The sequence below is a fragment of the Streptacidiphilus jiangxiensis genome (assembly GCF_900109465.1).
Classification (GTDB): domain Bacteria; phylum Actinomycetota; class Actinomycetes; order Streptomycetales; family Streptomycetaceae; genus Streptacidiphilus; species Streptacidiphilus jiangxiensis.
In genome coordinates this window covers 19,545-44,261 of sequence record NZ_FOAZ01000041.1, presented here as the reverse complement: position 1 = coordinate 44,261, position 24,717 = coordinate 19,545, and the positions used below count along the sequence as shown (strand labels likewise).

Annotated in this window: 27 protein-coding genes and 1 pseudogene; 17 read left to right on the top strand and 11 right to left on the bottom strand. The window is 72.2% G+C overall.

Annotated features, from left to right (window positions below; all coding sequences use genetic code 11):
- The 11 genes and pseudogenes from BMY61_RS44570 to BMY61_RS40975 form a co-directional block, all read right to left on the bottom strand.
- Positions 1-895 (bottom strand): annotated as a pseudogene (locus tag BMY61_RS44570) (transposase); the annotation flags it as partial.
- Between the two features lie 53 nt (positions 896-948).
- A complete protein-coding gene (locus tag BMY61_RS41020) occupies positions 949-1,845 on the bottom strand; it encodes a hypothetical protein (RefSeq protein WP_075004260.1) in 897 nt (298 codons plus the stop codon).
- A 711-nt stretch (positions 1,846-2,556) separates the two neighbouring features.
- Positions 2,557-3,153, bottom strand: coding sequence for a hypothetical protein (locus BMY61_RS41015; RefSeq protein ID WP_143094778.1), 597 nt, complete (start codon positions 3,151-3,153; stop codon positions 2,557-2,559).
- A 14-nt stretch (positions 3,154-3,167) separates the two neighbouring features.
- On the bottom strand, positions 3,168-3,749 hold the full coding sequence (locus BMY61_RS41010; protein WP_052439493.1) for a hypothetical protein: 582 nt from the start codon (positions 3,747-3,749) through the stop codon (positions 3,168-3,170).
- Positions 3,750-3,797: 48 nt separating this feature from the next.
- Positions 3,798-4,595, bottom strand: a complete 798-nt coding sequence (locus BMY61_RS41005; protein WP_143094777.1) for a winged helix-turn-helix transcriptional regulator — start codon at positions 4,593-4,595, stop codon at positions 3,798-3,800.
- 48 nt (positions 4,596-4,643) lie between these two features.
- Entirely contained in the window at positions 4,644-5,612 is a 969-nt protein-coding gene (locus BMY61_RS41000; protein ID WP_052439495.1) for a hypothetical protein, read from the bottom strand.
- Positions 5,613-5,643: 31 nt separating this feature from the next.
- Positions 5,644-6,516, bottom strand: coding sequence for an SPDY domain-containing protein (locus tag BMY61_RS40995; protein WP_042459634.1), 873 nt, complete (start codon positions 6,514-6,516; stop codon positions 5,644-5,646).
- The gene (locus BMY61_RS40990; RefSeq protein WP_042459637.1) at positions 6,513-7,208 is read right to left on the bottom strand and encodes a hypothetical protein; all 696 of its coding nucleotides are present in this window, start codon (positions 7,206-7,208) and stop codon (positions 6,513-6,515) included. The genes BMY61_RS40995 and BMY61_RS40990 overlap by 4 nt, the downstream gene beginning before the upstream one ends.
- A gap of 124 nt (positions 7,209-7,332) precedes the next feature.
- Positions 7,333-7,812 (bottom strand): hypothetical protein, encoded by a 480-nt coding sequence (locus tag BMY61_RS40985; RefSeq protein WP_042459641.1) that lies wholly within the window; start codon positions 7,810-7,812, stop codon positions 7,333-7,335.
- Positions 7,809-8,408, bottom strand: a complete 600-nt coding sequence (locus tag BMY61_RS40980) for a GNAT family N-acetyltransferase (RefSeq protein ID WP_052439496.1) — start codon at positions 8,406-8,408, stop codon at positions 7,809-7,811. The genes BMY61_RS40985 and BMY61_RS40980 overlap by 4 nt, the downstream gene beginning before the upstream one ends.
- A 49-nt stretch (positions 8,409-8,457) precedes the next feature.
- Positions 8,458-9,198, bottom strand: coding sequence for a DNA-methyltransferase (locus BMY61_RS40975; RefSeq protein WP_042459644.1), 741 nt, complete (start codon positions 9,196-9,198; stop codon positions 8,458-8,460).
- Positions 9,199-9,812: 614 nt separating this feature from the next.
- On the opposite strand from BMY61_RS40975, the gene BMY61_RS40970 reads away from it, so the two are divergent.
- The 17 genes from BMY61_RS40970 to BMY61_RS40890 all read left to right on the top strand — a co-directional run bounded on the left by BMY61_RS40970 (position 9,813) and on the right by BMY61_RS40890 (position 24,671).
- On the top strand, positions 9,813-10,937 hold the full coding sequence (locus BMY61_RS40970) for a C40 family peptidase (protein WP_052439497.1): 1,125 nt from the start codon (positions 9,813-9,815) through the stop codon (positions 10,935-10,937).
- Positions 10,938-11,094: 157 nt separating this feature from the next.
- Positions 11,095-11,412, top strand: a complete 318-nt coding sequence (locus tag BMY61_RS40965; protein WP_143094776.1) for a DUF6112 family protein — start codon at positions 11,095-11,097, stop codon at positions 11,410-11,412.
- The gene (locus BMY61_RS40960; protein WP_042459646.1) at positions 11,412-12,077 is read left to right on the top strand and encodes a hypothetical protein; all 666 of its coding nucleotides are present in this window, start codon (positions 11,412-11,414) and stop codon (positions 12,075-12,077) included. Before BMY61_RS40965 ends, BMY61_RS40960 begins: the two co-directional genes overlap by 1 nt.
- A gap of 34 nt (positions 12,078-12,111) precedes the next feature.
- Positions 12,112-13,557 (top strand): SCO6881 family protein, encoded by a 1,446-nt coding sequence (locus BMY61_RS40955; protein WP_042459649.1) that lies wholly within the window; start codon positions 12,112-12,114, stop codon positions 13,555-13,557.
- A gap of 57 nt (positions 13,558-13,614) precedes the next feature.
- Complete coding sequence (locus tag BMY61_RS40950) at positions 13,615-15,078, top strand: SCO6880 family protein (RefSeq protein ID WP_042459652.1); 1,464 nt, start codon at positions 13,615-13,617, stop codon at positions 15,076-15,078.
- 42 nt (positions 15,079-15,120) lie between these two features.
- Positions 15,121-15,555: a DUF6238 family protein gene (locus BMY61_RS40945; protein WP_042459656.1), complete on the top strand. Its 435-nt coding sequence runs from the start codon at positions 15,121-15,123 to the stop codon at positions 15,553-15,555.
- A 28-nt stretch (positions 15,556-15,583) separates the two neighbouring features.
- Positions 15,584-17,110: an ATP-binding protein gene (locus BMY61_RS40940; protein WP_042459659.1), complete on the top strand. Its 1,527-nt coding sequence runs from the start codon at positions 15,584-15,586 to the stop codon at positions 17,108-17,110.
- Between the two features lie 41 nt (positions 17,111-17,151).
- On the top strand, positions 17,152-17,442 hold the full coding sequence (locus tag BMY61_RS40935; RefSeq protein WP_042459663.1) for a hypothetical protein: 291 nt from the start codon (positions 17,152-17,154) through the stop codon (positions 17,440-17,442).
- Positions 17,443-17,659: 217 nt separating this feature from the next.
- Positions 17,660-18,388 (top strand): ParB N-terminal domain-containing protein, encoded by a 729-nt coding sequence (locus BMY61_RS40930; protein ID WP_042459665.1) that lies wholly within the window; start codon positions 17,660-17,662, stop codon positions 18,386-18,388.
- Positions 18,385-18,915, top strand: coding sequence for a hypothetical protein (locus BMY61_RS40925; RefSeq protein ID WP_042459668.1), 531 nt, complete (start codon positions 18,385-18,387; stop codon positions 18,913-18,915). Before BMY61_RS40930 ends, BMY61_RS40925 begins: the two co-directional genes overlap by 4 nt.
- Before the next feature lie 353 nt (positions 18,916-19,268).
- On the top strand, positions 19,269-19,592 hold the full coding sequence (locus BMY61_RS40920) for a hypothetical protein (protein ID WP_042459671.1): 324 nt from the start codon (positions 19,269-19,271) through the stop codon (positions 19,590-19,592).
- Positions 19,593-19,673: 81 nt separating this feature from the next.
- Positions 19,674-20,384, top strand: a complete 711-nt coding sequence (locus BMY61_RS40915) for a hypothetical protein (RefSeq protein WP_042459676.1) — start codon at positions 19,674-19,676, stop codon at positions 20,382-20,384.
- A 32-nt stretch (positions 20,385-20,416) separates the two neighbouring features.
- On the top strand, positions 20,417-20,911 hold the full coding sequence (locus BMY61_RS40910) for a hypothetical protein (RefSeq protein WP_042459679.1): 495 nt from the start codon (positions 20,417-20,419) through the stop codon (positions 20,909-20,911).
- An 11-nt stretch (positions 20,912-20,922) separates the two neighbouring features.
- Entirely contained in the window at positions 20,923-21,216 is a 294-nt protein-coding gene (locus BMY61_RS40905) for a hypothetical protein (protein ID WP_042459681.1), read from the top strand.
- A gap of 589 nt (positions 21,217-21,805) precedes the next feature.
- Positions 21,806-23,095, top strand: a complete 1,290-nt coding sequence (locus BMY61_RS40900) for an ATP-grasp domain-containing protein (RefSeq protein WP_042459684.1) — start codon at positions 21,806-21,808, stop codon at positions 23,093-23,095.
- The gene (locus BMY61_RS40895; RefSeq protein ID WP_042459687.1) at positions 23,092-24,165 is read left to right on the top strand and encodes a GNAT family N-acetyltransferase; all 1,074 of its coding nucleotides are present in this window, start codon (positions 23,092-23,094) and stop codon (positions 24,163-24,165) included. Before BMY61_RS40900 ends, BMY61_RS40895 begins: the two co-directional genes overlap by 4 nt.
- Entirely contained in the window at positions 24,162-24,671 is a 510-nt protein-coding gene (locus tag BMY61_RS40890; protein WP_042459690.1) for a hypothetical protein, read from the top strand. The genes BMY61_RS40895 and BMY61_RS40890 overlap by 4 nt, the downstream gene beginning before the upstream one ends.
- Positions 24,672-24,717: the final 46 nt, after the last annotated feature.

Sequence of the window (24,717 nt, the reverse complement as noted above, 5' to 3'; positions counted from 1 at the left end):
CAGGCCTTCAGCTTGTTGATCAGGCGCTCGACGGTGTTCCGCTCCTTGTAGAGCTCGGCGTCGTGGCCGACCGGCCGACCGCCCGCGCGGCCCTTCTTCCTCCGATTCGCGGCCTGGTCCGTCTTCTCCGGGATCACCGCCTTGATATGGCGATTTCGCAGATGGGTTCGGTTGCCGCGGGACGAATAGGCCTTGTCTCCGGCGAGTGCGTCCGGCCGGGTGCGAGGACGTCCGACGGCCCCGCGGACCCGGATCTTCTTCAGCACTGGGATGAACTGGGGGCTGTCCGCGGCCTGTCCTGCGGTCAGGATGAACGCCAGCGGGCGGCACTTGCGGTCCGCGGCCAGGTGCACCTTGCTGGTCTGTCCGCCTCGGGATCGTCCCAGGAGAGCCTGCTTCAGTCGGAGTCTGTGGCGTCGCCGGATACGTCGGCGCTCTTCCCGGTTGGGATAGGCGTCTGCGTCCTGCCGGTTTTGTTCCTCGGCGCTGCCCCCTTTGACCTGGCCGTCTCTTCCTCGGCCGCGGCCTTTTCCAGGGCGGTGAGCACGTCCTCGCTCAGGTGCATCCCAGCGGCGTCGTGATGGGCGCGCGCGGTGGTGGAGTCAATGCTGACCAGGGACAGGTCCACCTCGCCCCGCCTCGCGGCTTCCGCGATCAGGCCCTCCAGCAGGGCCTCGAAGACTCCGATGTCACGCCACTGCCGGAAGCGGTTGGCGACCGTTGACCAGGCGCCGAACTCCTGAGGCATCTCCCGCCACTGCGCGCCGGTCCTGAAGCGCCAGACCACGCCCTCGAACTGCTGCCGCAGTCGCTCCGGATACGGCCCGAAGGCGCCGACCGGCAGGTAGGGCTCGATGAACTCCCACTCCGCATCGTTCAGTTGCACGCGCGTCACCCAAGACGATCTACCGGATCCACTTCCACAACGAAGCAGATCCGGCAGATTGATCACAACCCGATACGCGCCCTAGTCTGCAGGTCCTCCTCCAGTTGCCGATAGCCGGACAGGGCCACCGATTGTTCTCCCGGTCGGCGCACGTGCCGGAGCACGACTTGGGCGAGGTCTTCGCTGTGCCGGTGGCTGCGCACAGCGTCGTGGTAGATGCTGAGCACGGGCTCGGCGTAGTCTTCCAGCGCGCGGTCGGCCTCGCTGCGCCCCTGCACGACCCAGCGGGGCGTGCCCGGTGGGAGTCGGTAGCCGCGCGTGGCCGCGACCCCGATGCTGGCCGGCTGGTCGCCGTGACCGGAGGGGACGCAGCCGTGGTCGAGCAGGAGCTGCTCCGCGCGCCCGTACGCGGCGACGCGATAGGCGTACGTGACGTCGTTTGCCCGGTAGGCGGTCGTGTCCACCACCTCCACGGGATTCCCGAGCTGCCATCGGTAGGCGGGCGCGGTGAAGTCCTGACCGGGGTCTGTGGTCCAGGGCACGAGCGTGCCCTGGCCGAGCCGCCCCTCGGGCTCGGGCGCCGTCGGAAGGTAGTCGTCGGCTTCGGCCGCCCAGACGGCAGCCGCCTCCTCATGGCGGAGCCACATGTCGAAAGGGCCCGCGACGTGGATGCCCGCCGGCGTCAGCAGGTACGCCCACTGCAGCGTCGCGGTCGGGTCGAAGTAGTCCGTCGGCTCCTGACAGCTGGCGCACTCGCAGTCGGCTTCCAGGGGTCCGTCTCCGAGCTGGTCGGTCAGACCGTACCGCCCAAGAACCGCGCCGAGGTCGCCGTCGGCCTTGCGGTAGGAGGCCAGGAGTTCGGGCAGCCGCTCGGCCGGGGTGAGGCGTTCGCGGGTGCGGTGGATCAGGTAGTCCTCGTGATGCGGTCGGATGACTGCCGCGTGGTCGTCGATATTCACTCTCCCAAGAGGGTCTCGGCGGGTTGGTTGGGCGCGACGGATTTCAGCGCCGTAGAAGGACGCTGCCGGGCTGCGACATTGCGCTCGATCAACCGCGCCGCCCCGGGGTCCTGATGCAGTGCCCGGCGCTTCCGACCGCGAGCAGACGGCTGATCACTGCGTGGAAGGAGTCGGCGACTTGCTCCTTGGTGCGGTGGTGGCCGACCGGAGCGGACGGACAGCGGACAGCGGCGGACGGAGGGGTGCGAACCGCCGTTGCCCGTCGGCCGCGGAGGGCTGTCCGCCGCTTTTGCGGATAGCCGATGAGTGGTCGCCTTGTCCGCTGCGGACAGTCGGCTGGCCCGTGGGGCGGGCTCCGGAGGATGCCCGCGCTCGTTCTGGCCGCCGTCGCAGCGTGGCCAGTACCGCTGTCGACCGTCCGTCTGCCGGACCGTCTGCTTCACGAGGGCGTGTTGTGACCTGGCGCACGCAGGTTCTGCCCCGTTGTCCGCGCTGCTCAGCGATGAATCGGCGGACGCTGTTCCGCTCTCGGCGCCCCGTGCACCGGTCTACCCGGCTAATTGACTTTGACTCTGGACCACCCAGCCGGATGTCTGGGACGGCGCGCAGCTTGGCCTTCGGTACTCGCGGACGGACAGGCCGGTCCGCGATTCCGTCCGTCCGCAAGCGGAACTTGCTGAGCTGACTGGGACGGAGGGACGCCAGGATGGTTCACCGTGACCGTGTCGGCGGACGAGTTGCTGCGGACGCGGACAGGGGCGTTGTCGGCTGCTGCCCCACCCTGCCGGTCCTCCGCCAGGCTGTTCCCGATCGCTGGGCGTGCAGAGCCAGGGACTGCCACCAGGCGTCGAGCGTGTCCTGCTCGGTCCAGGCGTGGAGTGCGTCTTCGTATCGGGACAGCAGGCGGCGGGCGATGAGCGCGGCGGCCCGGACGGGATCAGCGGGAATGGAGATGGCGTTGGCGGGATCACGGCCCTGGGCGAGTTCGACCGCCCAGCCTGGGACCAGGCCCGACACCACGTAGGGGGCACGGCGACGCTGGGCGAGGGGGCGGCGTAGCAGCAGGAGTCGCTGCTCTTTCGGCCCGAGGATTAGGCAGCCACCATCGGGTTGGACGAAGTCGTTCAGCGCCCAGTGGGCGATTCCCTGGTCCCAGAGCCGGTCGACGAGGTCGGTGCGGGTCGCCTGGTCGTTGAGGTCGAGGTGGGTGCTTGTCCAAGTGCCGGGCAGCCGCTGAGCGACGGCGGTGCCCAACACATCGAGTTGCGCCATCGTGTTGCCGGCCGGGGCGTGGTGGGGTGTGTGCATGAGCGGAGCCGGGGTCATCGGCTCGGGGGCTTGCGGGTGATGACGTCGGCCCTCGTGGCGGTGGCCGGTTTGGCGCCGGCTCGGGTGGGTGGTGGGCGGCGCGGTGGCGCGGGCGTGGTCGGTCGCCAGCGGCGCAGGAGCCACTCGGGGATCGGCATCTGCAGGTCGTGGTCCCAGGGGATGAGCGGGCCGCGGGGGTCGTCCGGGTCGCGGTGGGGGTCGATGACCTCCAGGCCGTCGGGCCGCAGGACGTAGACCCATTCGATGTCGGCTCGGTCCGCGATGTCCGCCTCGGTGATCAAGGGCTGGGCGTCGGCGCCATCGAAGTCGTGGCAGAAGCACGTCCCGTCCCCAAGGCCGTGGAACATGGCCGCGAGGTCGCCGGTGGGCTGGATCAGGTCCTCGCCCAGTGACTCCCAGCCCGCCTCGTGGCTGAGCAGGTGCTCGGCCAGCGCGTCGTGGTCGTCGGCGAAGCGGGACCGCCGGGCGGCGATCAGGACCGGGACCATGAAGTCGGGGTTGCCGTCGCTGTGGACGTAGCGGCCTTTGAAACCGCCGTCCGGGCAGGGACGGGCGACAAGTGCTCGGGTCGGCAACGGTCTTCTTCTCCTTGCGGGTTGGGCTGCTGGTGAACTTCGTGCGGGTCAGCGTCGGACGGCGATGACCCGATCGGCTCGTGCCGCGTAGGACGCCGCCGGGGCGGAGGCGAGGTCGCTGAACCGCACGCCGGGCACCGGCCGTCCCGCGCTCGCCACAGCGGGCACGGCGCTGGTCAGTGTGGCGGCCGCCCGTCGTGCCTGTGGGTGCGGACGGGTCTGGCCGGTACGGAGGTTGGCCCAGTCGTGCGCGGCGGCGTAGACCGGCGGCAGTTCGCGGGCGGCAGGGGTGAGGGTGTAGGGGTCTCCCCAATTGGGGCCGGTCCGGTCGATCAGGCCGTCGTCCTGCATGCGGCGCAGCCGGGAGGTTGTGACGGACTCTGACTGGCCGATCTGCTCGGCGATGTCCACGATGCGCATCCAGCCGTGGTCGGCGAGGAGTTGCAGTACGCGGTTGGTGTCGGTGAGCGTGAGGCGGTGCAGCGCGTTCTCGACGCGCTCGGTGTTGGCCGTGGTGCCGATGTCGACGTGGTTGCCGGCCCACACGGACAGCGCGGTGTAGAGGGAGCTGAGTTCCTGGCCGCGGTCGTTGAGCTGGATCGGGGCACGGTGCCCGCCGCCGGGCCGTTCGATGATCCCGAGGTTGCGCAGGTGGGTCAGGCGCAGGCTCATCGTGGCGGCGGGGACGAACGGCAGCGCGTCGTCGAGGTCGCCGCGCTGCAACGGCCGGGCGGTGTACAGCAGTGTGCTGGTGATCCACATGGCCCAGCGCGGGGCCAGGGACCGCAGCGTGTCCTGCGCGGTGGGCGGGTCTGCGGGGGCAGTGACGAGGACAGCACGGGGCAAGAGGTCTCCTGGAGGCAGGCGGATCTTGGGGCGGCCCGGATGACTGGGTCAGCGGTGCGGCCGGGGTTGCCCGGCGGCGGGGCTGGTGCCGGTCGAGGGAGTACTGCTGGGCCGGTTCGTCGTGCGTTCGGCGATGCGCGCGGCCGGGTCGAGGCACACGAGCTGCTCGGCCATGGTGCGCGGCGCCGGGCCAGGCGCCATGGTTGCCCCGTACTGACGGGCGAAGGACTCCAGGACGCGCAGCGGCTCGGCATCGCTTTCGATCTCCTGGCGCAGGTGGTCGCTGCCGTGCAGCACCACGGTGTCGCCGCCGAGGTAGGTGGCGACCGCGACCGGGATGTCGCCGTCGAAGGCGTGCGCGTGGACGAGGAGGCGGCCGGAGTGGATGTCTTCGAAGATCCGCTGCGCGTCGGCGCTGACCTGGAGGACCTCCTCGCGGGTGAGCCACGGCATGGGGTAGTCCACCCATTCCTGGTCGGCTTCGCTGTACTCCTGCTCGGGATCCAGGTGCGGGTCGGCGGTGACCGTGAACCCGGCTTCGCGCAGGGCGGTGACCGCCTTGGCGGCGTAGTGCTCCTCCTCGCCATCCACGCGGATCAGCCGCATCGCCTCTCCCGCGGGCCGGAAGCCGCAGGAGATCAGGACGGCTCGGGCGAGGCCGGCGTCGGGCCCTTGGTGCTCGGCATTGACGGCCCCGGTCAGCCCCTGCGTCACCTGGACGCAAGTCATCGCCGGCTCGTCGTCGAACAGGTGCACCGGCTCGGGTTCGGCGGGGTGGCCGAGGTCGAGGTCGAGGATCACCTCTTCGCCCAGTTGCTTGAGGTTGTCGATGACGAAGCTGATCGCGGCGTGCTGGCTCTGGCGCGCGATGGTGTCGGGGAAGGTCCAGCGGGTCCGCAGGATGGGGTCCTGCCGCATGCCGGCCTTCTCCAGCAGGACGACCACGCCCTCGGCCTGGGTGCGGCCGGTCAGAGCGAGGATGCCCATGTCGGGGCGGTCGAAGAAACGGATCGTCAATCAGGTCTCCGATGCTCGGGCGGATGCGCTGCTAGCGGCCCCGGCCACGCCCAGGGGCCGGCGAGGGCGTGGTGCTGGTCCAGGCCAGGCGCGAACCCGCCACTGGGCTCGCAGTGCGCGGTAGAGGCGCGGTCGGCCGGGGGCGGGGCCGGGCGAGGTCGGCGGGGGTGGGCACGCGGGTGACGGTGGCGTGCAGGTGGGCGAGGGTGGACAGTTCGCCGCTCCAGCGCCGCACGGGATCCGGGGAAGTCATCGTCCTGGTCGCCGCGGTGACCACGGTCAGGGGCGTGCGGCTGGAGAACCGGCCGTACCAGCCCAGGTGCTGCCCTCCGGCGCCCAGGTACCAGCGGCCGTCCTGCCCCGCCTGCTCGGCCAGCTCCGCCTCGATCGGCCGCCGCTGCCAGGACATGATGGCGTGCCCGTCACGGGACACGGCGTTCCACTCGCCGCCGGACAGAGCGGCTTTCCAGCCGTGGTCCCACAAAACGTCCAGCGGCCCGTCGTCGCCGTAGGTGGCCTCGTCCAGGGTGTCGGCGTCCAGTTCCGCGTCTTCGGGCAAGGTGCGGATCGCGTCCGCGAGGGTGCGGGTGACAGCAGTGACGATCTCGGTGGGGGTGTCCTCGCTGAAATTCGCGCACCAGACTGGCGGGTCGAACGGGCTCGCCACCTCGCCGGCGCGGTGGACGGCGATCTTCCACAGGGTGTCCCAGTCCTGCTCGGGCTCGAAGCCGACCCGGACGCGTCCACAGCGAGTGCGCAGGCGCAGATTGCCCAGGTCGTCACGGTCGCGGACCGGGTCGAGGTCGAGGATCGGCCGCAGGCCGGGGTCACCGATCCCGGTGCTGCCGGCCAGGTAGACCGGGCTGACCAGCATCTCGAGGAAGTCGTCTGCGGGAAAGGTCATATCCGCTCGCGCGTGGTCGGGTCCGCGCCGGGGCGCAGGACGGGCGTGGTGTCCAGGAGGTGGTTGAGCAGGCGGGTGGCGACGTGGTGCGGCACACCGCGCCCCAGGCGCATGCTCCACAGCTCGCTCTCCGGGCTGGCCGAGGCCACGACGAGCCACTCCGGGGGGCCGTCGGGCTCGGCGGGCCGGTCGGCGAACGGCTGCCCGAACACCGCGACGGTCCCGTCGGCGGACAGCAGCGCGAAGGCGAACCCGTCGGCTTCCTCCGGCTCCTGCCACGTCCACACGCTCTCGTCGTACTGGAGGACCAGCGGGGCCTGGCCGTCGCCGACGCCGTAGATCAACGCGTCGCCGTCGCGGTCCAGCTCGCGCTGGAGGGTCGTCATCAGGACCGCGATGAGCTCCACCGGTATGTGGCCGTTGAGGCTGAGGTACCAGCGTCCGGACACGCTCTTGCTGGAGCGCGCGACGGCGACCAGCTGCGGCTGGTCCGTCTCGGCGCTGGCGGTCTCGTAGCCGACGCCGATGCGGTGGCACGGGCTCGAAAGGACCAGCGGGCCGTCGTCATCACCCAGGACCATCCATCCGCTTGCGGCGGCGAGCATCCCGAGGGCCTGCAGGTGCTTGGTCAGGTCGCTGACGGCGAGGTTCTTCGCGGCCAGCAGCCACTGAGTGTTGGCCGAGCGGGTCACAGAGCGCCTCCGTGCTGCGCGAGGGAGCGATCGGTCTGTACGAGGGGGCCGGGAGAGACGGGGTCGATCACGGGCAAGGGTGCGCTCCGGTTGGCGAGGGTCGGGTGGCGGTCGTTGGGGCGGGTCAGCGCCGTCGGGGTGCGCGTGACGGCTGGCGGGTGGTCGCCGGCGCTGCTGGCCAAAGGTCGGTGGCCCGGGCTTGCGGCTCGTGCTGCGCGGCTTGTCCGCTGCTGGGGACGGTTCCGGCGCGCTTGCACGAGCGGCACAGGGACTCGACCCGGGTGTGCTGGTCGCTGATCCGGGCGGCGAGGATGTCGATCTCCACGCCACGCAGCTGCAGGATTCCCGAGGCCAGGGACCGGACTTCTCGGTGTCCTTGGGCATAGCGGGCCAGGTCGGTGGCGGCCCAGTCGGCGCGGTTGCGGAAGTGCTCGACGAGTTCGTCCAGGCGCTCGGCTGCGGCGGCGGTCTGGCGGGCGAGCTCGCCGTGGGCGGTGCCGCCGGGGTGCAGCGAGTCGAGTTCGTCCGTGCTCAGGCCAAGTTCCCGCCGGACGAGGTCGGCGCCCGGGGTGGCACTGTGCTGCGGCGTTGCGGGGGTGCTCACCTGGTGACTCCGTCCGCGGGCCGTGGCAGATTCAGGACCAGGGCCGTGTGGGTGCCCGAGGTGTCGGTGGTGTGGAAGCCGTAGGCCCGCAGCCCGGTGCAGATGCGCCGTGCGCAGGACGGGATCGTCGCGGTGACCTTGCGCAGCCGATGGCGCTCGGCGTGACGCAGGGCAAGGTGCAGCAGCTCGCTGCCCAGGCCGCGCCGCTGCCAGGGGTCTTCGACCAGGACGGCCAGGTCCACGACGTTGGTGTCCGCGGCATGGCGTACGAGGTTGAGCATGGCGATCACGTGCTCGGGGCGGCCTCGTTCGGTGACCAGCCAGCACACCGCACGGTCCGGGTTGTTCAGGTGGGCCCAGTCGGCCTGGGCGAGGCGGGACTTGCCCGCGTGGTATCGGGCGTACCGGGTGGCGGGTGAGCAGCGCCGGTGCAGGTCCTGTACCGCGTCCAGGTCGGCCGGGACCGCGGTGCGGATCCGCACCACGCTCTGGTCCGGCAGCAGCGCGAGTTGCGCGGGCGGGCGGTTCCAGCGTCGGCGGGCAGACGGCTCCGACGAACTGGGGACGGTCGCCTGGACGGGGACTGGACGTTGCACCGGCTTGCTCTCCTTCGTCAGTGCGGCGGTTGATGGACGGTGCGCGGGGTCACTCTTGGCGGGCGCGCAGTTCGGCTTCGGTCTCCGCGAGGCGGCGGCTCGCGTTGCGGTAGTTGCGGCGGGCCAGTTCGACGCCGACGAAGTCGCGGCCCTCCAGCAGCGCGGCGACGCCGGTCGAGCCGGAGCCGGCGAACGGGTCCAGCACCACCCCGCCGGGGACGCAGATCTTGACCAGGTCGCGCATCACCGAGACCGGCTTCTGCGTGATGTGCACGCGCTCACGACCGGATGGCTGGGAGGCGGAGTACCAGCCGGGCAGGTGGACCGGGTTGCGGGAGCCGTCGATGGCGCCCTTGCTGCCCCAGTACACGAACTCGCAGTTCTGGGTGAAGCGTCCGGTCTGCGGTCGGGCCTGCGGCTTGTGCCAGGGCACGATGCCGCGCCACAGCCAGCCACCAGCCTGCAGGGCGTCTTCGGTCACCCCGGACTGGCGCCAGTCGGTGAAGACCAGCAGCACGCCGCCCTCGCGGCACACCCGGTATGCCTCGGTGAGCAGCAGGGTCATCCAGAACCCGTAGGAGCGCTGGTCCTTGTTCTCGCCGGGGAAGTCGGGCAGGTCGTGCTTGGCGTCGTTCGAGGTGTACTTCTGCTTGGCGGTGCGGGAGGTGCGTTCCTTCGCGGTGCGCCCGCCGGAGTTGTAGGGCGGGTCGGTGATGACGGCGTCGACGCTGTTGTCGGGGAGCTGGGCCAGGACGGACAGGGCGTCGCCTCGGTGCAGGGTGTAGGTCAAGGGCAGACCTCCAGGAGTCCGGCCACAGGGCGGCCGGGGCGGGCAAGGGGTGAGCGGGTGATGGGCCGTTCGCTCTGCCGGGGTGGACTGTGCGGCATTTCCCGGCACGGCTCGGCATAATCCAGCACAGGGCGTCAATTCCTGTCACGGAACTGTCGCCCGAATAGCCGGAAGTCCCCGACCATAAGCACGGTCGCCTCTGACGCGCAAACAATTCCAAGGAATCCGACTTCCCTTGCCACGCCGTTCGCCCCGTGGCTAGTGTCGACGACATCGCAGGCCGGGGCCACGAGATCCCCACCTGATGATCCGGCCTTCCGGGCCCCGGCCCGCGATTCCCGTCTTCCAGAAGGGCCCTTTCGTGGAATTTCGAAGATTACGCCCGCAGCCTCCGGCTGCCCTCCGCCACCTGACCGCACCCTGGCAGTGATTCGCCCTCCTTGTTGAAAGGGGTGGAATTCTCCGCCGGGGGCGCCGGGTCTCTCCCCGCCCCGGGAGCGGGCCCGGCACGCGGCCCCGTCGCGACCCCGAGGGAGAATCGTGCACCGCCCCACTCGCCTCACCCGCAGTTGTTCAACCCGCGCTGCCGCGCCGCCTGTTGGTGCGGGGCGCTGGTGAGGAAGGCCGTCGCCTCCCTCACCGCCTGCCTGCTGCTGTCCCCGCTGGCGCTCGGCCTGTCCGTGGCCGTGATCACCAGCGGTGCCACCGCCGCCGCGGCATGCAGCCCGTCCACCCCGCAGGTCGACCCCTCGGCCGTCGCCGCCGCAGTCAAGGCGGTGCTGGCGAAGCTGCCCACCTCGGTGCAGGTGCCCGGCCTGGACGCGCCGGCCGTGCAGGTGCCGAACGCCGCGACGATCGTCGCGACCGGCATCGCGCTCAAGGTGCCGGCCCGCGGCCAGGTCGTCGCCTTGGCAACCGCGTTGCAGGAGTCGGGCCTGCGCAACCTCTCTTACGGCGACCGCGATTCGCTGGGGTTGTTCCAGCAGCGCCCGTCGCAGGGCTGGGGCACCCCAGCGCAGATCATGGATCCGGTCTACGCCTCCACCCAGTTCTACGAGCACTTGCTCAAAGTGCCCGACTGGCAGGACCTCCCGGTCACCGCCGCCGCCCAGGCCGTGCAGCAGTCCGGCTTCCCCGACGCGTACGCGAAGTGGGAGCCGCTGGCCACCGCCTTGCAGCAGGCCCTCGCCCCCACCCCGGTCTCCGGGCCCACACCCGGGCCCGGTTCGCCGAGCGGCACAACCCTGCCGACCGGCACCAGCGCGTGCGGCACGGGGGGCGGGGCATCGTTCGGGCCGATCCCGCCCGGAACGGTGCCGGCGGGCTCCCAGATACCCGCCACCGCCTCTCCCGCCGCGCGCACCGCGATCCGGTGGGCCATGGGCCAGCTCGGCACCCCCTACCAGTGGGGCGGCTCGTGCACCGACGCCCACGGCCCGGATCCGATGGGCCGCTGCGACTGCTCCTCCCTGGTCCAGCAGGCGTACAAGGCGGCCGGGATCTCACTGCCGCGCACCACCTACGACCAGGTCAACCAGGGCACTCCCACCGACGTGAATCACCTGGTTCCGGGCGACCTGCTGTTCACCGAGCCCGGCGCCCTGGGCCCAGGTCACGTCGGGATCTACATGGGTGACGGCTTGATCATCAACGCCCCGCACACCGGCGCGGTGGTCGACATCAACACCCTCGCCGACTGGCGCTCCCAGATCGTGGCGGCCCGTCACATCACCGGCTGAAACAGCGGATTTGCCCGGCTTCTCGGGGCCCGCTCGCCGGTCGGCCTGCCTTTCGTAGGCATCGTCCCGCATCCGTGCCCTTTCGGTCATCCCCCTCACGGGTGACATGCCCCTCCCCCTTTCCCCTGCCCTGATCCAGGCCGTCCTTGGAGTGCCCTTGTCGCTGCGTTCCCTCGCCCACCCGATCGTCCAGCTCGCGTACGACCCCGGGGTCCAGCCCGCCGCCGGCGGCCTGCCGGGCCTGGACGTCCTGAAGAAGGTCGTCGACTCCATCTCGCTGTTCGGCATCATCGCGGTCGTCGGCGCCCTGTGCGTCTCCGGCGTGGTGTGGGCCTGGGGCCACCACTCCGGCTCCCACGGGGCCGAGGCCAAGGGCAAGCAGGGCGCACTGGTCAGCACCGGATGCGCGCTGCTGATCGGCGCCGCGAACGGGATCGTGCTGTTCGCCTCGACGCTGGGGGCGCAGGTCCACTGATGCCCCGACTCGGACTGTCCCCCTCGCTGCCGCCCGGCCGCGCAAGGCTGCTGGCCGGTGCCGCCCTGGTCGTCGTACTCGCCGCGCTCGGCGTCATCGGCGCCCGCCTCACCCACCACACCCAGGCCGCACCGGGCCCCAGCTCCTCGCCGTCCGCCTCCCCGGCCGTGGACACTGTCCCCTCCCCGGCGACCTCGGCCTCGGTAGGCACTGTGGCGACGCCTCCGACGACCACCGACCCTGTGGACTTCGCGAAGGCGTTCGCCGGGGCGCTGTGGAGCTACGACACCCGCACCACCAGTCAGCCGCAGCTCCTGGACGGGCTGCGGTCCTGGGTGAACGCCGATCCCGCGTACACCGACTGGAACTCCGTCGCCCAGCAGGTCCCCACCGCCGCACTGTGGCAGGACCTGGCCGGCCAGCAGCAGCACGCCACCGCCCAGATCACCGAGGGCCACATCCCCTCCGCGTTCAGCGCAGCCGTCGCCAAGGACCCCTCGCAGCTGACCGCCGCCTACGTCTACCCAGTCACCGTCACCGGCACCGTCCGCATCGGCTGGAAGGGCGGCTCCGGCACCGAGCGGCGGGCGATCACCGTCGCGGTCCAGTGCCGACCCGGCAACGCCTGCACCCTCGCGGCCATCGCCCCCACCACCAGCCCCTGACCGCACACACCAAGGAAGAAGGAGGACCCGCCCCATGGGCTTCTGCGACATCCCCGGCATGGGCGTGCTGTGCGGTCCGGTCACCGACGGCCTGACCGGCGCGGTCACCGGCAGCATCGGCGACTGGATCGCCAGCTCGATCGGCGATCTGGCCACCAGCGGCGTCGACCTGGCCACCAAGGGCATCAACGCCACCACCGCCATCGACCTCAACTCCGACTGGTTCCGGCACAACTACGAGCTGCTGCTGCCGATCGGCCTGGTCGTCACCGTGATGACATTCATCCTCCAGCTCATCCGCGCCGCCTGGCGCAGGGACGGCAACGCGCTAGCCCAAGCCGTGACCGGCACCTTCAGCGGCGTCCTGTTCGCGTTCGCCGCCATCGCACTCACCTCGGTCGCCGTCACCGTCACCGACGCACTCTCCAGCGGACTGTTCCAGGCCGCCGGGACCTCCGTCGACGACTCGATCCGGCGCCTGGTCAAGGTCAGCGAGCTCGGCGCCACCACCGGACTTGGCTGGGTGGTCGCGGCCGTGGTCGCCGCCGGATGCGCGATCGGCACGTTCCTCTACTGGGGCATGATGATGCTCCGCAAGGTCACCGTCCTGGTCCTGGTCGCGCTCGCCGTGTTCGCCGGGGCCGGAGGAGGCTGGGAGACAGCCCAGCGCTGGCGGCGCGGCTGGATCGAGGCGACCGCCACCGTCGTCTTCTCCAAGCTGCTCATCACGATCGTCTTCCTGATCGGCGTCTCCGCCATCGGCCAGAGCAAGACAAGCGACGGCGTCGGCGCCCTGTCCGACATGCTCGCCGGCCTGGTCGTGATGGCCCTGGTGCTGATGTGCCCGTTCGCGATCTACCGGTTCGTGCACTGGGCCGGCGACCCGCAGCACGCCGACCTGCACCAGTCGACCGCGATGGGCCTGACCAACGCCGCCGGCAAGGCGCAGAAGGCGTACACCACCGCCCGCACCGCCTCCACCGGCGGCGCCGGGGCAGCGGCTGCCGCCGCGGGATCGGCCGCGGGCGGCGCGCAGGGCGCAGGCGACGGCACGGGTTCCCCGCAGGGGCCCTCCGATGCACCGGGTTCCGAGCCGGAGCAGACGGCCGCGCAGCCCACCAGCTTCCGCTTCAACTCCCGCACAGGATCTGGTGGGGACGGCGGCCGGTCGGTGTTCTCCTCGCAGCCCGGAGACGGCGGCACCCCCCTGTTCACCCGCTCCCCCGCTGCCGCCGCCTCGTCCGGCGCGGCCACGCCGGGCCAGGGCAGTGCGACCGGCGGCCTGCCCGGCGCCGAAGGTGCGGGAGCGGGAGGGTCGGGACCGGCCCCGGCCGGGCGGCTCATGGTGTTCCCCGACCCCGCCACCCGCAGCCCCTCGGCAGCAACCTCGGCGCCGTCCGTCGCGCCGTCACCGGTGGCCTCCGCCCCGGTCGGCCCGTCCCGGGTGATGCCGCCGCCAGAGCCACCGACCAGCGGTTGACCCGCCGCCCCGTCCCCGGCCCGCCAGCCCGCCCCCTGCGCTTAGGAAGCCACTCTCGTGTCTGTCTCCTCCCTTGAATCGGCCGCCACCGTCAAGTTCCCGCACCGCACCCGCCGCGGAGTGCTGCTCGGGCTGAGCCCGGCGCAGCTGGCGCTGGCCTCGCTCTCCCTGCTGCTCCTGCTCGCGGTGCTCACCGCGGGCGGGGTGCCCAGCGCGCTCGCACTCACCCCGGTGTGGGCGGGGCTGGCCGCCCTGGTGCTCCTGCGGCGCCGGGGACGCCCGCTGGCCGACTGGGCCCCGATCACCGGCCGGTACCTGCTGCGGCGCTGGCGCGGCCAGCTGGTCTGGCTCGCCCGGCCGGGACGGCGCCCGATCAAGCGGGGCCTGCTGCACCTGCCTGGCACGGCCGCGTCGCTGCGCGCCTTCACCTCCTCCGACGGGCTTCTGGGCGCGGTCCACGATCCGCACGAGCAGACCCTGACCGCGGTCCTGCGCGTCACCTCCCGGGCCTTCGCGCTGCTCGACCCGGGCACCCAGGACGCCCACGTGGCCGGCTGGGGACGGGCGCTGGCCGCCCTGGCCCGGACCGGGCACGTCGCCCGGCTGCAGGTGATCGAGCGCACCGTCCCCGACAGCGGCGACGCCCTGCACCGCTACTGGCAGCAGCACCACAACCCACAAGCCCCGGAGGCCGCGCAGGTCTACCGCGAGCTGCTCGACGCCGCCGGTCCCGCCGCCGCCCCGCACGAGGCGTACCTGTCGGTGGCGCTGGACATGAAGGCGGCCAAGCGGCTCGCCAACCAGGCCGGCGGCGGCCTGGCGGGGGCCTTCACCGTGCTCGCTCAGCTCGCCTCCGCCGCCGAGCAGGCGGTGCGCGGCGCCGGTCTCGCCCCGGCCGGGTGGCTGACCACGCAGCAAGTCGCCGCCGTGGTCCGCACCGCCTACGACCCCGCCGCCCTCCCCGCTTTGGACCGCTGGTCCGCCAGTGGGCGCCCGCAGGCCGACCTCGCCGCCGCGGGCCCGGTCGTGGTCGTCGAGCAGGAGGACCGGCTGCGGACCGACAGCGCCTGGCACGCCGTGTACTGGGTGGAGAACTGGCCGCGCACCGAGACCAGCCCCGGGTTCCTGCACCAGGTCGTCTTCGCCGCCGGAGTGCGCCGCACCCTGTCGCTGACCTACGAGCCGCAGGAGATGAACGCCGCCTTCCGCGACGTGCGCCGCCGCAAGGCCACCGTGATCGCGGACGCCGCCGAGCGCGCCCGGCGCGGCCAGGTCGACTCCGAGGAGGACTCGGTCGAGTACGCCGACATCAAGGCCCGCGAGCGCCAGCTGATCGCCGGCCACGCCGATGTCGCCCTCACCGGCCTGCTCACCGTCTCCGCTGAGACCAGCCAGCAGCTCGACCACGCCTGCGCCCTGGTCGAGACCGCCGCGGTCACCGCCCAACTCGACCTGCGGCGCCTGGACTTCCAGCAGGCCGAAGCCTTCACCAAGGCCGCCCTGCCCCTCGCCCGGCCCTGACCGGCACCCGTTCCCTGTCCCCTGACGCCGAAGGCCGACACGATGTCCGACCCGGATCTGCTCCACGTTGCCACAGCCGCCCTCGACGTGCACCACCACACCGCGCTCCCCGAGCCCGCGGCAGCCGTGGACCGGGTCGAACTCGACGCCCTGCACGCCCACACCACCGCGCTCTACGAGCTGCTGGACACCCACACCGGTGCCACCCGCGGCGCGAACCCGGTCGGCGCAGACCACCTGCACGCCGCCCGGACCCGGCTGTGGCAGGCCGCCGAGCACCTCCACGACGCCTTCCACACCGCCCCCCGCCCGGACGGCAGCACGCCGACGCCGGAGCAGTGCGCGGCCCGGCACCCCGAGGGCGCTCCCCGGCTCTCGATCTGCCGCCGCCATCTGGCCACCGCGGTCCGGGTGCGCCGCAGCACCACCCCGGCCGACCTGCGCGCCGCCGCCTTCACTGGCCTGGTCCGCCACTAGCCCTCCGCGAAAAGGGAGTTGTTCCACGATGCGTGCCAGCGCCAGCCCGCTGTTCACTCCGTCCGCCGCCGACCGGTCCTCTCGCCGGGCCGCCCGCAAGGCTCTCGCCGAGGCGCGGCGCACCGCCCGCGACCAGCGCCCCACCCGGCGCGACCGTGGGCAGGGCGACGCCGACGGCGCCGAGCTGCGGGCCGCCTACCCGGTCGCGGGGCGTCCCGGTGCGGCATCCGCGCGCGGCGGCAAGGTGAAGCTGGCGGCGCACCGGATGACGACCGCTATCGCCTCGGGTGCCTACCCGTTCCTCGCGGAGGGCGGACTGGGGGCGCACGGCATCTACATCGGCCGCGACGTCCACGCCGAAGGCTCCTTCTGCTTCGACCCGTTCGAGCTCTACGGCAAGCTCGACGGCTTCACCAACCCCAACATCCTGCTCGCCGGCGTCATCGGCATGGGCAAGTCCGCGCTGGCGAAGTCCCTCGCCCTGCGGGCCATCGCCCACGGCTACCGCATCTACGTGCCCTGCGACCCCAAGGGCGAATGGACCCAGGTCTCCTCCGCGCTCGGCGGCCAGACCATCGCGCTCGGGCCCGGCCTGCCCGGCAGGCTGAACCCCCTCGACGCGCCCGCCCGCCCCCACGGCTTCGACGAACAGGACTGGACCGGCGAGGTCCGCAAGCGTCGCCTCATGCTGGTCGGCTCCCTCGCTCGCACCGTGCTGGGCCGGGACCTGCACCCGATGGAGCACACCGCCCTCGACGTCGCCCTCGACCACACCACCGCCACCCAGCAGCGCACCCCGCTGCTCGGCGACATCGCCCAACTTCTGGGTAACCAGGACGAGCTGAACCACGTAGCGGGCGACCCCACCGCGCAGCTCGGCCACGCCGCCCAGGACCTGGCTCACGCCCTGCGCCGCCTCATCCACGGCGACCTCGCGGGCATGTTCGACGCCCCCTCCACCGTCTCCTTCGACCCCACCGCGCCGATGCTCTCCATCGACCTGTCGCGCCTCGGCTCCGCCGGCGATGACACCGGCCTCGTCCTCGCGATGACCTGCGCGTCGGCGTGGATGGAAGCTGCCCTCGCCGACCCGACCGGCGGGCGGCGGTGGGTCATCTACGACGAGGCATGGCGCGTGCTGCGGCACACCGCGCTGCTGGAGCGCATGCAGTCCCAGTGGAAGCTCGCCCGCGGTCTCGGCATCGCCAACCTCATGGTGATCCACCGCCTGTCCGACCTGCTCTCCGCCGGCGACGCCGGTTCTCGCGGCCGCGCGCTCGCCGAGGGCCTGCTCACCGACTGCTCGACCCGAATCATCTACCGGCAGGAAGCCGACCAGCTCGCCGCCACTGCCCACCTGCTCGGCCTGACCGGCGTCGAGACCGCCGCTGTCGCCCAGCTCCCGCGCGGGCGCGGCCTGTGGAAGGTCGCGGGCCGGTCGTTCGTGACCCACCATGCCCTGCACCCCGCCGAGCTGCAGCTGTTCGATACCGATGCCAGGCTCCGCCCCGTGCCGGTGGAGGCCACCCCGGCCCGGCTGCGGGAGGCCGCCTGAGCATCGCGCGCTACCGGGACGCACCACCGGAGCCGGACACGGTGCTGGTGAGCCCGCGCTATCTCGCCGGCGACAGCTGCGGCGACACCTGGGGAGCCTGGACGGCGCGGCTGCGCGAGCGCGGCTGGACGATGCTCGACAACGGCGCCGACACCACCGTGCTGATCAGCCCCTGCCTGCGGGTGCGCTGCGGCTGGCTCCCGGAGACCTCCGACTACGACATCCAGTTCGCCGCGAGCACCCATCCGCTCCAGGCGCTGCGCTGGCCCCGGCCGGCTACGAGATCACCAGCGAGGTCATCGCCGCAGCCCGGCAGGCGCTGGCGGAGATGAAGCGGGTCTGGCTCGAGCGTGGCCTCGCCTGACCAACCCCGCATCCACCCGCTCGACCTGCGAAGAGCCCGCCACCGCGGCTGCGACAGGACGCGTCCCCCATCCTCCCGCATCTCTCATTGGAGTTGTCATCCAGACCCATCCGATCCTCGCGCTCTTCCCGGAGCCCGACAAGGACGACCTGCAGGCGCTGGTCGACAGCATCAAGCACGACGGCATGTTCCAGCCGATCGTCGTCGACTCCGACGGCCTGCTCCTTGACGGACGCGCCCGCATGAAGGCTTGCCGCGAACTCGGCTTCGAGCCAGAGCAGGTCATCTTCGAGGGCGAGGACCCTGGCGGCTACGCACTGACGGTGAACCTTCGGCGGCGGGGCCTGACCAAGGGGCAGACCGCGATGATCGCCGCCAAGGCGTGTTCATCGAATGAACACGCGCTCCGTTCACTCGATGAACTGACCGCGCGTTCACTCAGTGAACAAGCCGGGGTGTCACTCGGTGGCATCGGCCAGGCCAACATGGTGCTGCGCTTCGCCGCCGACCTCGTCGACTCCGTCATTAGCGGCGCGATCGGATTGAACGAGGCCTACAAGGAAGCGAAGAAGCGGAAGAATCAGGCCAGCTCCGCTGAGGCCCAGCTGGAGCGGCTGCGCAAGGACGACCCCGCTCTGGCGAACCGTGTGGTGGAAGGCGAACTCACTCTGGCCGGGGCCGTGGCAGAGCGAGCGGCGCGTCTGGAGGACGAAGCCCGGCAGCGGCAGGCCAGCACTCAGCTCCTGTGCCAGACCGTCACCCCCTTGTCCAAGACGGCGGCCACTGACGCGTTCCACCAGTACGACCCAGCTCTGGCCCCGCCCGAGCAGGCTGTCACGCGCGAGCGGATCGCGCAGGCCATAAGCGCGCTGCGCGAGATGGACCAGGTGTGGCAGGAGCGTGGTCTGGAATGACGCTCTCTCCTGGACAGGCGAAGCTCTTCCTCGCGGCGCTAGAGGACGAGGTCGCCGACAGCGTCACCGGCTCGGACGGCTGTTTCCGCAAAGCCGACTTCGAAGCCGCCCTGGCCAAGCGCCTGTCCCAGGACGACATCCCGCCCGAGGTACGGGCGTTGATCGCCATGGACTCGGTCCGGGCCCGGGTGCGGAACTACGGCGACCGTCACCGCCCCAGGCGCGACAAGTACGGCCGGGTGATCTACGACCCGCGGACAGTCTGGAAGCTCGGCAACGGTGTCTGGGTCCGCGCCGCCTCTGCCACGGCGGCGGAAGGCCTTGAGGCTGCGCGGCAGTCCTCGCTGAACCGCAACCGCGTCGACCGCGCTGACGACGAGGTCCAGCGCTACTTCCACTCGCGGCTTGACGCGTTCGCGCTGTACCCGGACATCAAGACCTTGGACGAGCTGGAGCGCACCCACTTCGGCTACATCGACGCCGAGTTGCCCTTCGACGACAGCGACGAGGACGCCGATGACAACTAGGCGCCTCCCCGACCGCGCCGGTGATTTCGGCTCACCGCCGGGCGCCTCATCCAGTCCGCCCCGGCCTGGCAACTCCAGCCCAGCGCAGGGACGGCCGACCGGCAGCACGGAGCTGGTCCGCGCCCTGCAACTGTCCCTGCTTCGGCGCTCTCGCTGATCGCCCGCCCCGCGCGCCCAGGTCCCAGGGCCGAGGGGCAACGGGGCACGCCACGGGACATCTTCACCTCTGGAGGATCCGCTTGTCCGCTCTCCCCGGCACACCACTGAACGATGCCCGGTCCACGGACACCCCGCCCGGCCCCGGTCATGAGTCGGCGGATGTCGCCTTCGCCCGTGACCGTGCTCTCGGTCTCGTGGCCGCCACCAGTGACGACGACTCCACCGGGCTGCCTGCGACGGTGTTGCGGCACTTCGGGTTCGCCCTTGACCCCGACAAGGGGATCTGGCGGCTGCCCGCGCGGATGCTGTGGGTCGACCAGGTGCTGGCTGCAGCGCAGGCCAGCACCCTGCTCACCGGGCTCGGCCACACCGTGGTCGCCGACGAGGAGACCCGCACCACTGCCCTCGCCCTGGCCGCCCAGCACGCCCCGCCCGCCAGGTCTCCCGGCGCCACCTTGGCGCAGATGTCCGCACCCCACACGCCCGTGCCGCCCGCATCCGCGCCGCTTCGCCGCTGACCGTCCCCGTCGTGTCCCGCCCGTCCCCGCCTGGAGGCCACCATCCCCGACTCCCCCGAGTCCTCCCCGTCCCCTGTCTCCTTGTTCGACGTCGCGGTGGTCCGCGACCCCGAGTGGGGTGTGATCGCCCAGATGGGCCAGCACAGCCCCGCCATCGAGAAGGTCTCGCAGGTCCTGGCACAGTTCGGGTTCGCCCGCCGCACCCCGGACGCGCCCTGGGCTCTGGGCCCCACCGAGGGCAGCGTCTTCCTCCACCTGCGCGAACTGGTCAGCGCGCTGCGCGGGCTGGGCCTTCGCGTCAACGCCGACCCCGCCTTCGACTACCTGGCCGCCGAGACCGAGTCCCCCGCGGCGGAGCGGGCCCTGGACGGCGCCGTGCAGGTCCTGGACGCCGTGGACCGGCCCAGGCTGCAGGTCGCGATCGGCTCCCACCCGGAGCACGGCACTGTGGTCCGCCTCCTGGACGACCAGCCCGCAGCCCGCCGGGTGCTCCAGCAGGCCGGGTTCGCGCCGGTTCCCGGTAGCCGCCTGCACGCTCACACCGGAACCGCACAGGAGAGGCTCACCGCCGCGCGCAGCGTGCTGGCCGGGCTCCGCGCCGCCGGGCTGGCGGTGGCGTCCGATCTCGCCTACGAGCCGCCGGCCGCACTCGACCAGCGGCTCGCGAAGGTCGCGGCCCGCGCCCGCGCCGCCCGCGCAGTCTCCCCCCACGCTGCCAGCGCCCGGACCGCTGCCCCGGCCCGTGCCGCCGCCGTCGGCGATCCACGACACGCCTGGTCGCGGGCCCGCTGACCGACCCTGAACTGACAAGGAGGTGCGACGCGATGAGCGTCAAGCTGATCTGGTCGATCGAGCACGCCTGCGGCCACATCGCCGAGGTCGACCTGTCCGACCGCCCCGCCGACCGGCGTGCCGGTCACGCCCGCTGGCTGGGCCAGCGCCCCTGCCGTGAGTGCTGGCAAGCCGAGCACCGGCGCGACGCCGAGCAGACCGCCGCCTGGCTCGCCGCGCGCCGTACGGAAGAGCGAGCCGCGGCCGGCGAGTGGGCCGAGCAGTTCCAGATGCCGCCGCTGGACGGCCCCGAGCGGGCCCTGGCCTGGGGCGAAACGGTCCGCCACAAGCTCGTCACCGCCGCCTACACCGTCCTGGTCGAGGAAGAGGGCATCGACGACGAGGCATGGACGACGGTCGAGGACAAGGTCCGCACCGTCACCCGCGCCGGCTGGTGGATCGACCAGCGCGAGGCCGATCCGGCCGACCTGCCCGAACTCCTCGACGCCGCCTCCGATTCCGATCGCGGCACCGAGAACCCCTTCTAGGAGCCTCGCCAATGCCACGTCACGCCAGCCCCACTTCTGCTTCGGTCGCTGAGCTTGTCGCCGTCTCCTCCTACGCCGAGGTGAGCGAGACGCTGGCCGCGGTCGCCGACCTGGACGACGGGCCACTCCGGGACCTCTTGGACCTGATGGCCGCGGCGGCCGTCGCCACCGGCCGCCGCCGCCCTGCCTGGGACCGGTGCATGGCCACGCTCACCGCGGTGCAGGACCTGTCCGGCCGGATCGCGGAGGCCTCTGCCGCCATCGCGGCGCTCCCCACCGTCGATCCCGCCGCCGCGGCCGAGTGATCGCTTCGATCACTCGGCTATGGGACCACGGCCAGGCCGTCGCTCACGCCCTCCGCCCTGGCCCAGGCCGCCAACCCGCGCCCGTGGCCGGGTCTGCGGACGTCCTGCCGGATGGCACCGTCCAACCGGACGATCTCACGCAGTCACTGCGGCGGCCTCTGCTCGGCAACAACCACCGGACGACTCCCGCCGACCGTCGGGTGGGGTCGTGCACCATCGAGCTCGACCCCGGTGAGTCTGCCCCGTCGGACGACCAGTGGGCCCACGTGGCCCGGCGGGTCGTCGCCGCGGCCGGACTGGCCACGGACGCGGACTCTCCAGCGGTTGCCCGTGGGTGGCGATCCGGACCTGCGATCCGCGCCGGTTGATCGTGCTGGCCACGCTGATGCGCGCCGACGGCAGCCGCCCAGACCTGCGCCACACGGCGCCGAGGGTCCGCGCCGTCCTGCAGGTCCTCACCCGCACTCCGCTTCCGGCCCGCATTTCCGCGCCTTGGGTCGTGCCGGCCCCGGCAGCCCAGCGCCGTCATCGCTGACCGCTCCGACGGCCAACTCCTCTTCTTCCCCTTGTTCTTCGGAGGTTCCCCTTCATGCATGTCCTCGTCGCCAGCTCCGGCAGCACCGTCCTGGAGAACGCGCTCCTGGACGCCGGGCACCAGGTGTCGCTGCTCGTGCCCACCGGGCAGGTCGACGCCCGCAGGGTCGACACCCCGCGCGCCACCACCGTGCTGGGCATCGACCGCTGGCACGACCCGGCCAGCCTCGCCCAGGTCCTGGCCACCATCCCGGACGGGGTGTTCGACCGGGTCGCCACCACCGACGAGCAGGCCGTGGTCACCTGCGCCCGGGTGCGCGAGCACCTCGGCCTGCCGGGGATCGGCGTGGAGGCGGCGCTGGCCCATACCGACAAGCACGTCGCCAAGACGGTGCTGGAGGAGGCGGGCGTCCCGGTGGCGCGGCACCGTGTGGTCCGCCACGGCCGCCAGGTCGCCGCGGTCGCCGAGGAGTTCGGGTGGCCGGTCGTGGTCAAGCCGTGCCGGGCCGCCGGCACCGTCAACACCACCGTCGTGCGCAGCCGCACGGACCTGGACGAGCTCCTCGCGGACGGCTTCTTCGACGCCACGGTCGACGATCCGACCGGCCGGTTCGGCGCGGGCGAATTCACGGTGTCGCTGCACCAGGCCAAGGGCTTCATGGTCGAGGAGTTCGTCGCACCGACCGAGGAGTGGTTCTGCGACGTCTACCTCCACGACGGCGAGGTGCTGGCGGCCTTCCCCGGCCGGTACAGCGCGCCGCTGCTGTCCACGCTCGGCGGCCACCACCACATCTCCCTCGTCCCGCCGTCCCACCCCGACGCCGCGAAGGTGATCAAAGTCGCCTCCGATGCGTGCCGGGCGCTCGGGTCGGGCACCGGGGTCGTGCACTGCGAGGTGATGCGCACCGAGCGGGGCTGGGTGTTCGGTGAGGGCGGGCACCGGCCCGGCGGCGGAGGCGTCACCGCCCTGTACGCGCGCCAGCACGGCGTCGACGTCCCCACCGTGCTGGCCCAGCTCGCCCTCGGCCAGCGCCCCGACATCCCCGTCGACCCGGACGCCGGGGTCCTGTCCCACCTGTGGCTGCACCCTCCAAAGGGCGTCGTCACCCACGTCGCCTCGGCCGAGCAGCTGTACGACCTGGCCGGGGTCGTGGAGGTAGACATCAACCTGCGGGTCGGGGAGCCGGTGCCGACGGGCTTCGGCACCATGTCGCTGGCAGGCCGGATCGCCTTCGCCTCCGCCACGCTGGAGACCGCCTCCCTGGACGCCGCACGTCTCGCGCATGCCCTCGGCCTGCGGGTCACCTCCCGCACGGCCGGCCAGATCGAGGGGTGCGTGCGATGACCCAGACCCACTTCACCTGGTACGAGGACGCGGACGCGGTCCCGGCCGTCGCAGAGCCGGAGCAGCCGTTCCACACGACCGCGTGGACGCGTGCCTGGGAGCAGGCATGCCCGGAGCAGGTGCTCTCCCACCACCACCTGGTCGTCGAGCACGACGGCGTGCGGCAGTACGCCGCCTTCCACCTGACCGGGTCGTCGCCGTTCTGGGCGCGCATGGAGCACGACGCCGGCATGAGCGTCGCGTGGCCGGGGCCGGTGCTGTTCGCGGGGAGCCTGTACGCGGAGTACGGCGGCGCGGCCACCACCAGCGACGCGATGCTGGCCGCCACTCTTGGGGCCGGGCTGGACCTGGCCCGCGAGCTTGGGGCGGCGGCGCTGATGGTGCCGAACCTGACCCCGGTGCTGGCCGCGCGCTTCCAGTGGGCCCGACCCGCGGACGTGGCCGTTTTCACCGACCTGGCGTTCAGCGCCGACGCCCGCGGCGGCATCGAGGGCCTCGCGTCCCGGGCGGGAAGCCGACGGGTGATGCGCGACCTGCTGCGCCAGCACCGGCGCGGCACAGACGCGGGCCTGGCCCTGAAGGTGCTGCACGGACCGGAGATGCTGCCCTGGCTCGGCCGCTTCGCGACGCTGGCGGGAGCGAGTGCCGAGCGGCACGGCACCGCCCTCTACACGCGGGGCATGTTCCCCCACCTCGCGGCGGTCCCCGGCGCGGTGATGCTGGCGGCCTTCCACGAGGGCGACCTCGTCGGCGGCTTCCTGGGGTTTGTCCACAAGGACCGCGTCCACCTGTGGACAGCGGGGGTGGCCCGGGAGCGGCAGCGCGACCTGCGCACCTACAGCTGGCTGATCGCCGAAGCGCTCGACTGGGCGGACGCCGAGGGCATCGCCCTGGTGGACATCGGGCGCGGCAACACCGTCTGGAAGCGCCGGCACGGCTTCCTCGCCAGCGAGCTGCACACGCTGGTCCACCTCACCGCGCCCGCACCGAAGTTCGCGGCAGGTGCAGCCGAACTCGGCTCCCGCATCCGGAGCTTCGCGGATCGCCAGGCCGCCGGGGCGATGCGGTGAGCGAGATGAACTCGGCCGAGGCGCGGCTGGGGTGGCTGGACGACCGGACGCTGCGCTGGAAGCTGCGGCAGGCCACGACCCTGATGCTGGAGGCGGTGGCCGACATCATCGATGGCGAAGGGCTGACCTTGTCCGGCGCGCTGCCCGGTGGCGCCGAGTACGCCTGTGAGCACACCGGCCTGCCAGACCAGTACGCGCCGTTGGTGGAGGCCGAAGCGGTCGGCTACCTGGCACGGACCCTCGCCCGCACGCCGACCTCGCTGTTCAACGGCAACCTCACCTACTTCGTGTGGAAGATCGACACCCTCCCGCACGAGAAGCAGTCCAAGCTGCTGCGCCGCACCGCCGCCGCGTACAACCGGTGCCTGCCCGCCACCGCTGCCTCGCCCGAGCCGGGCGACGCGCCCACGGTCCCCTACGTCGTCGGCCGCTACCAGAGCGGCCCCTACGTCGGCTTCGCCGCGCTCACCCGCCACCCCGATGGCCGCCGCGGCCCGGCTCGCTGACACCCCTCGTCCGGCCCAGGGGCCGCCCATCCGTTCCCACCCACCT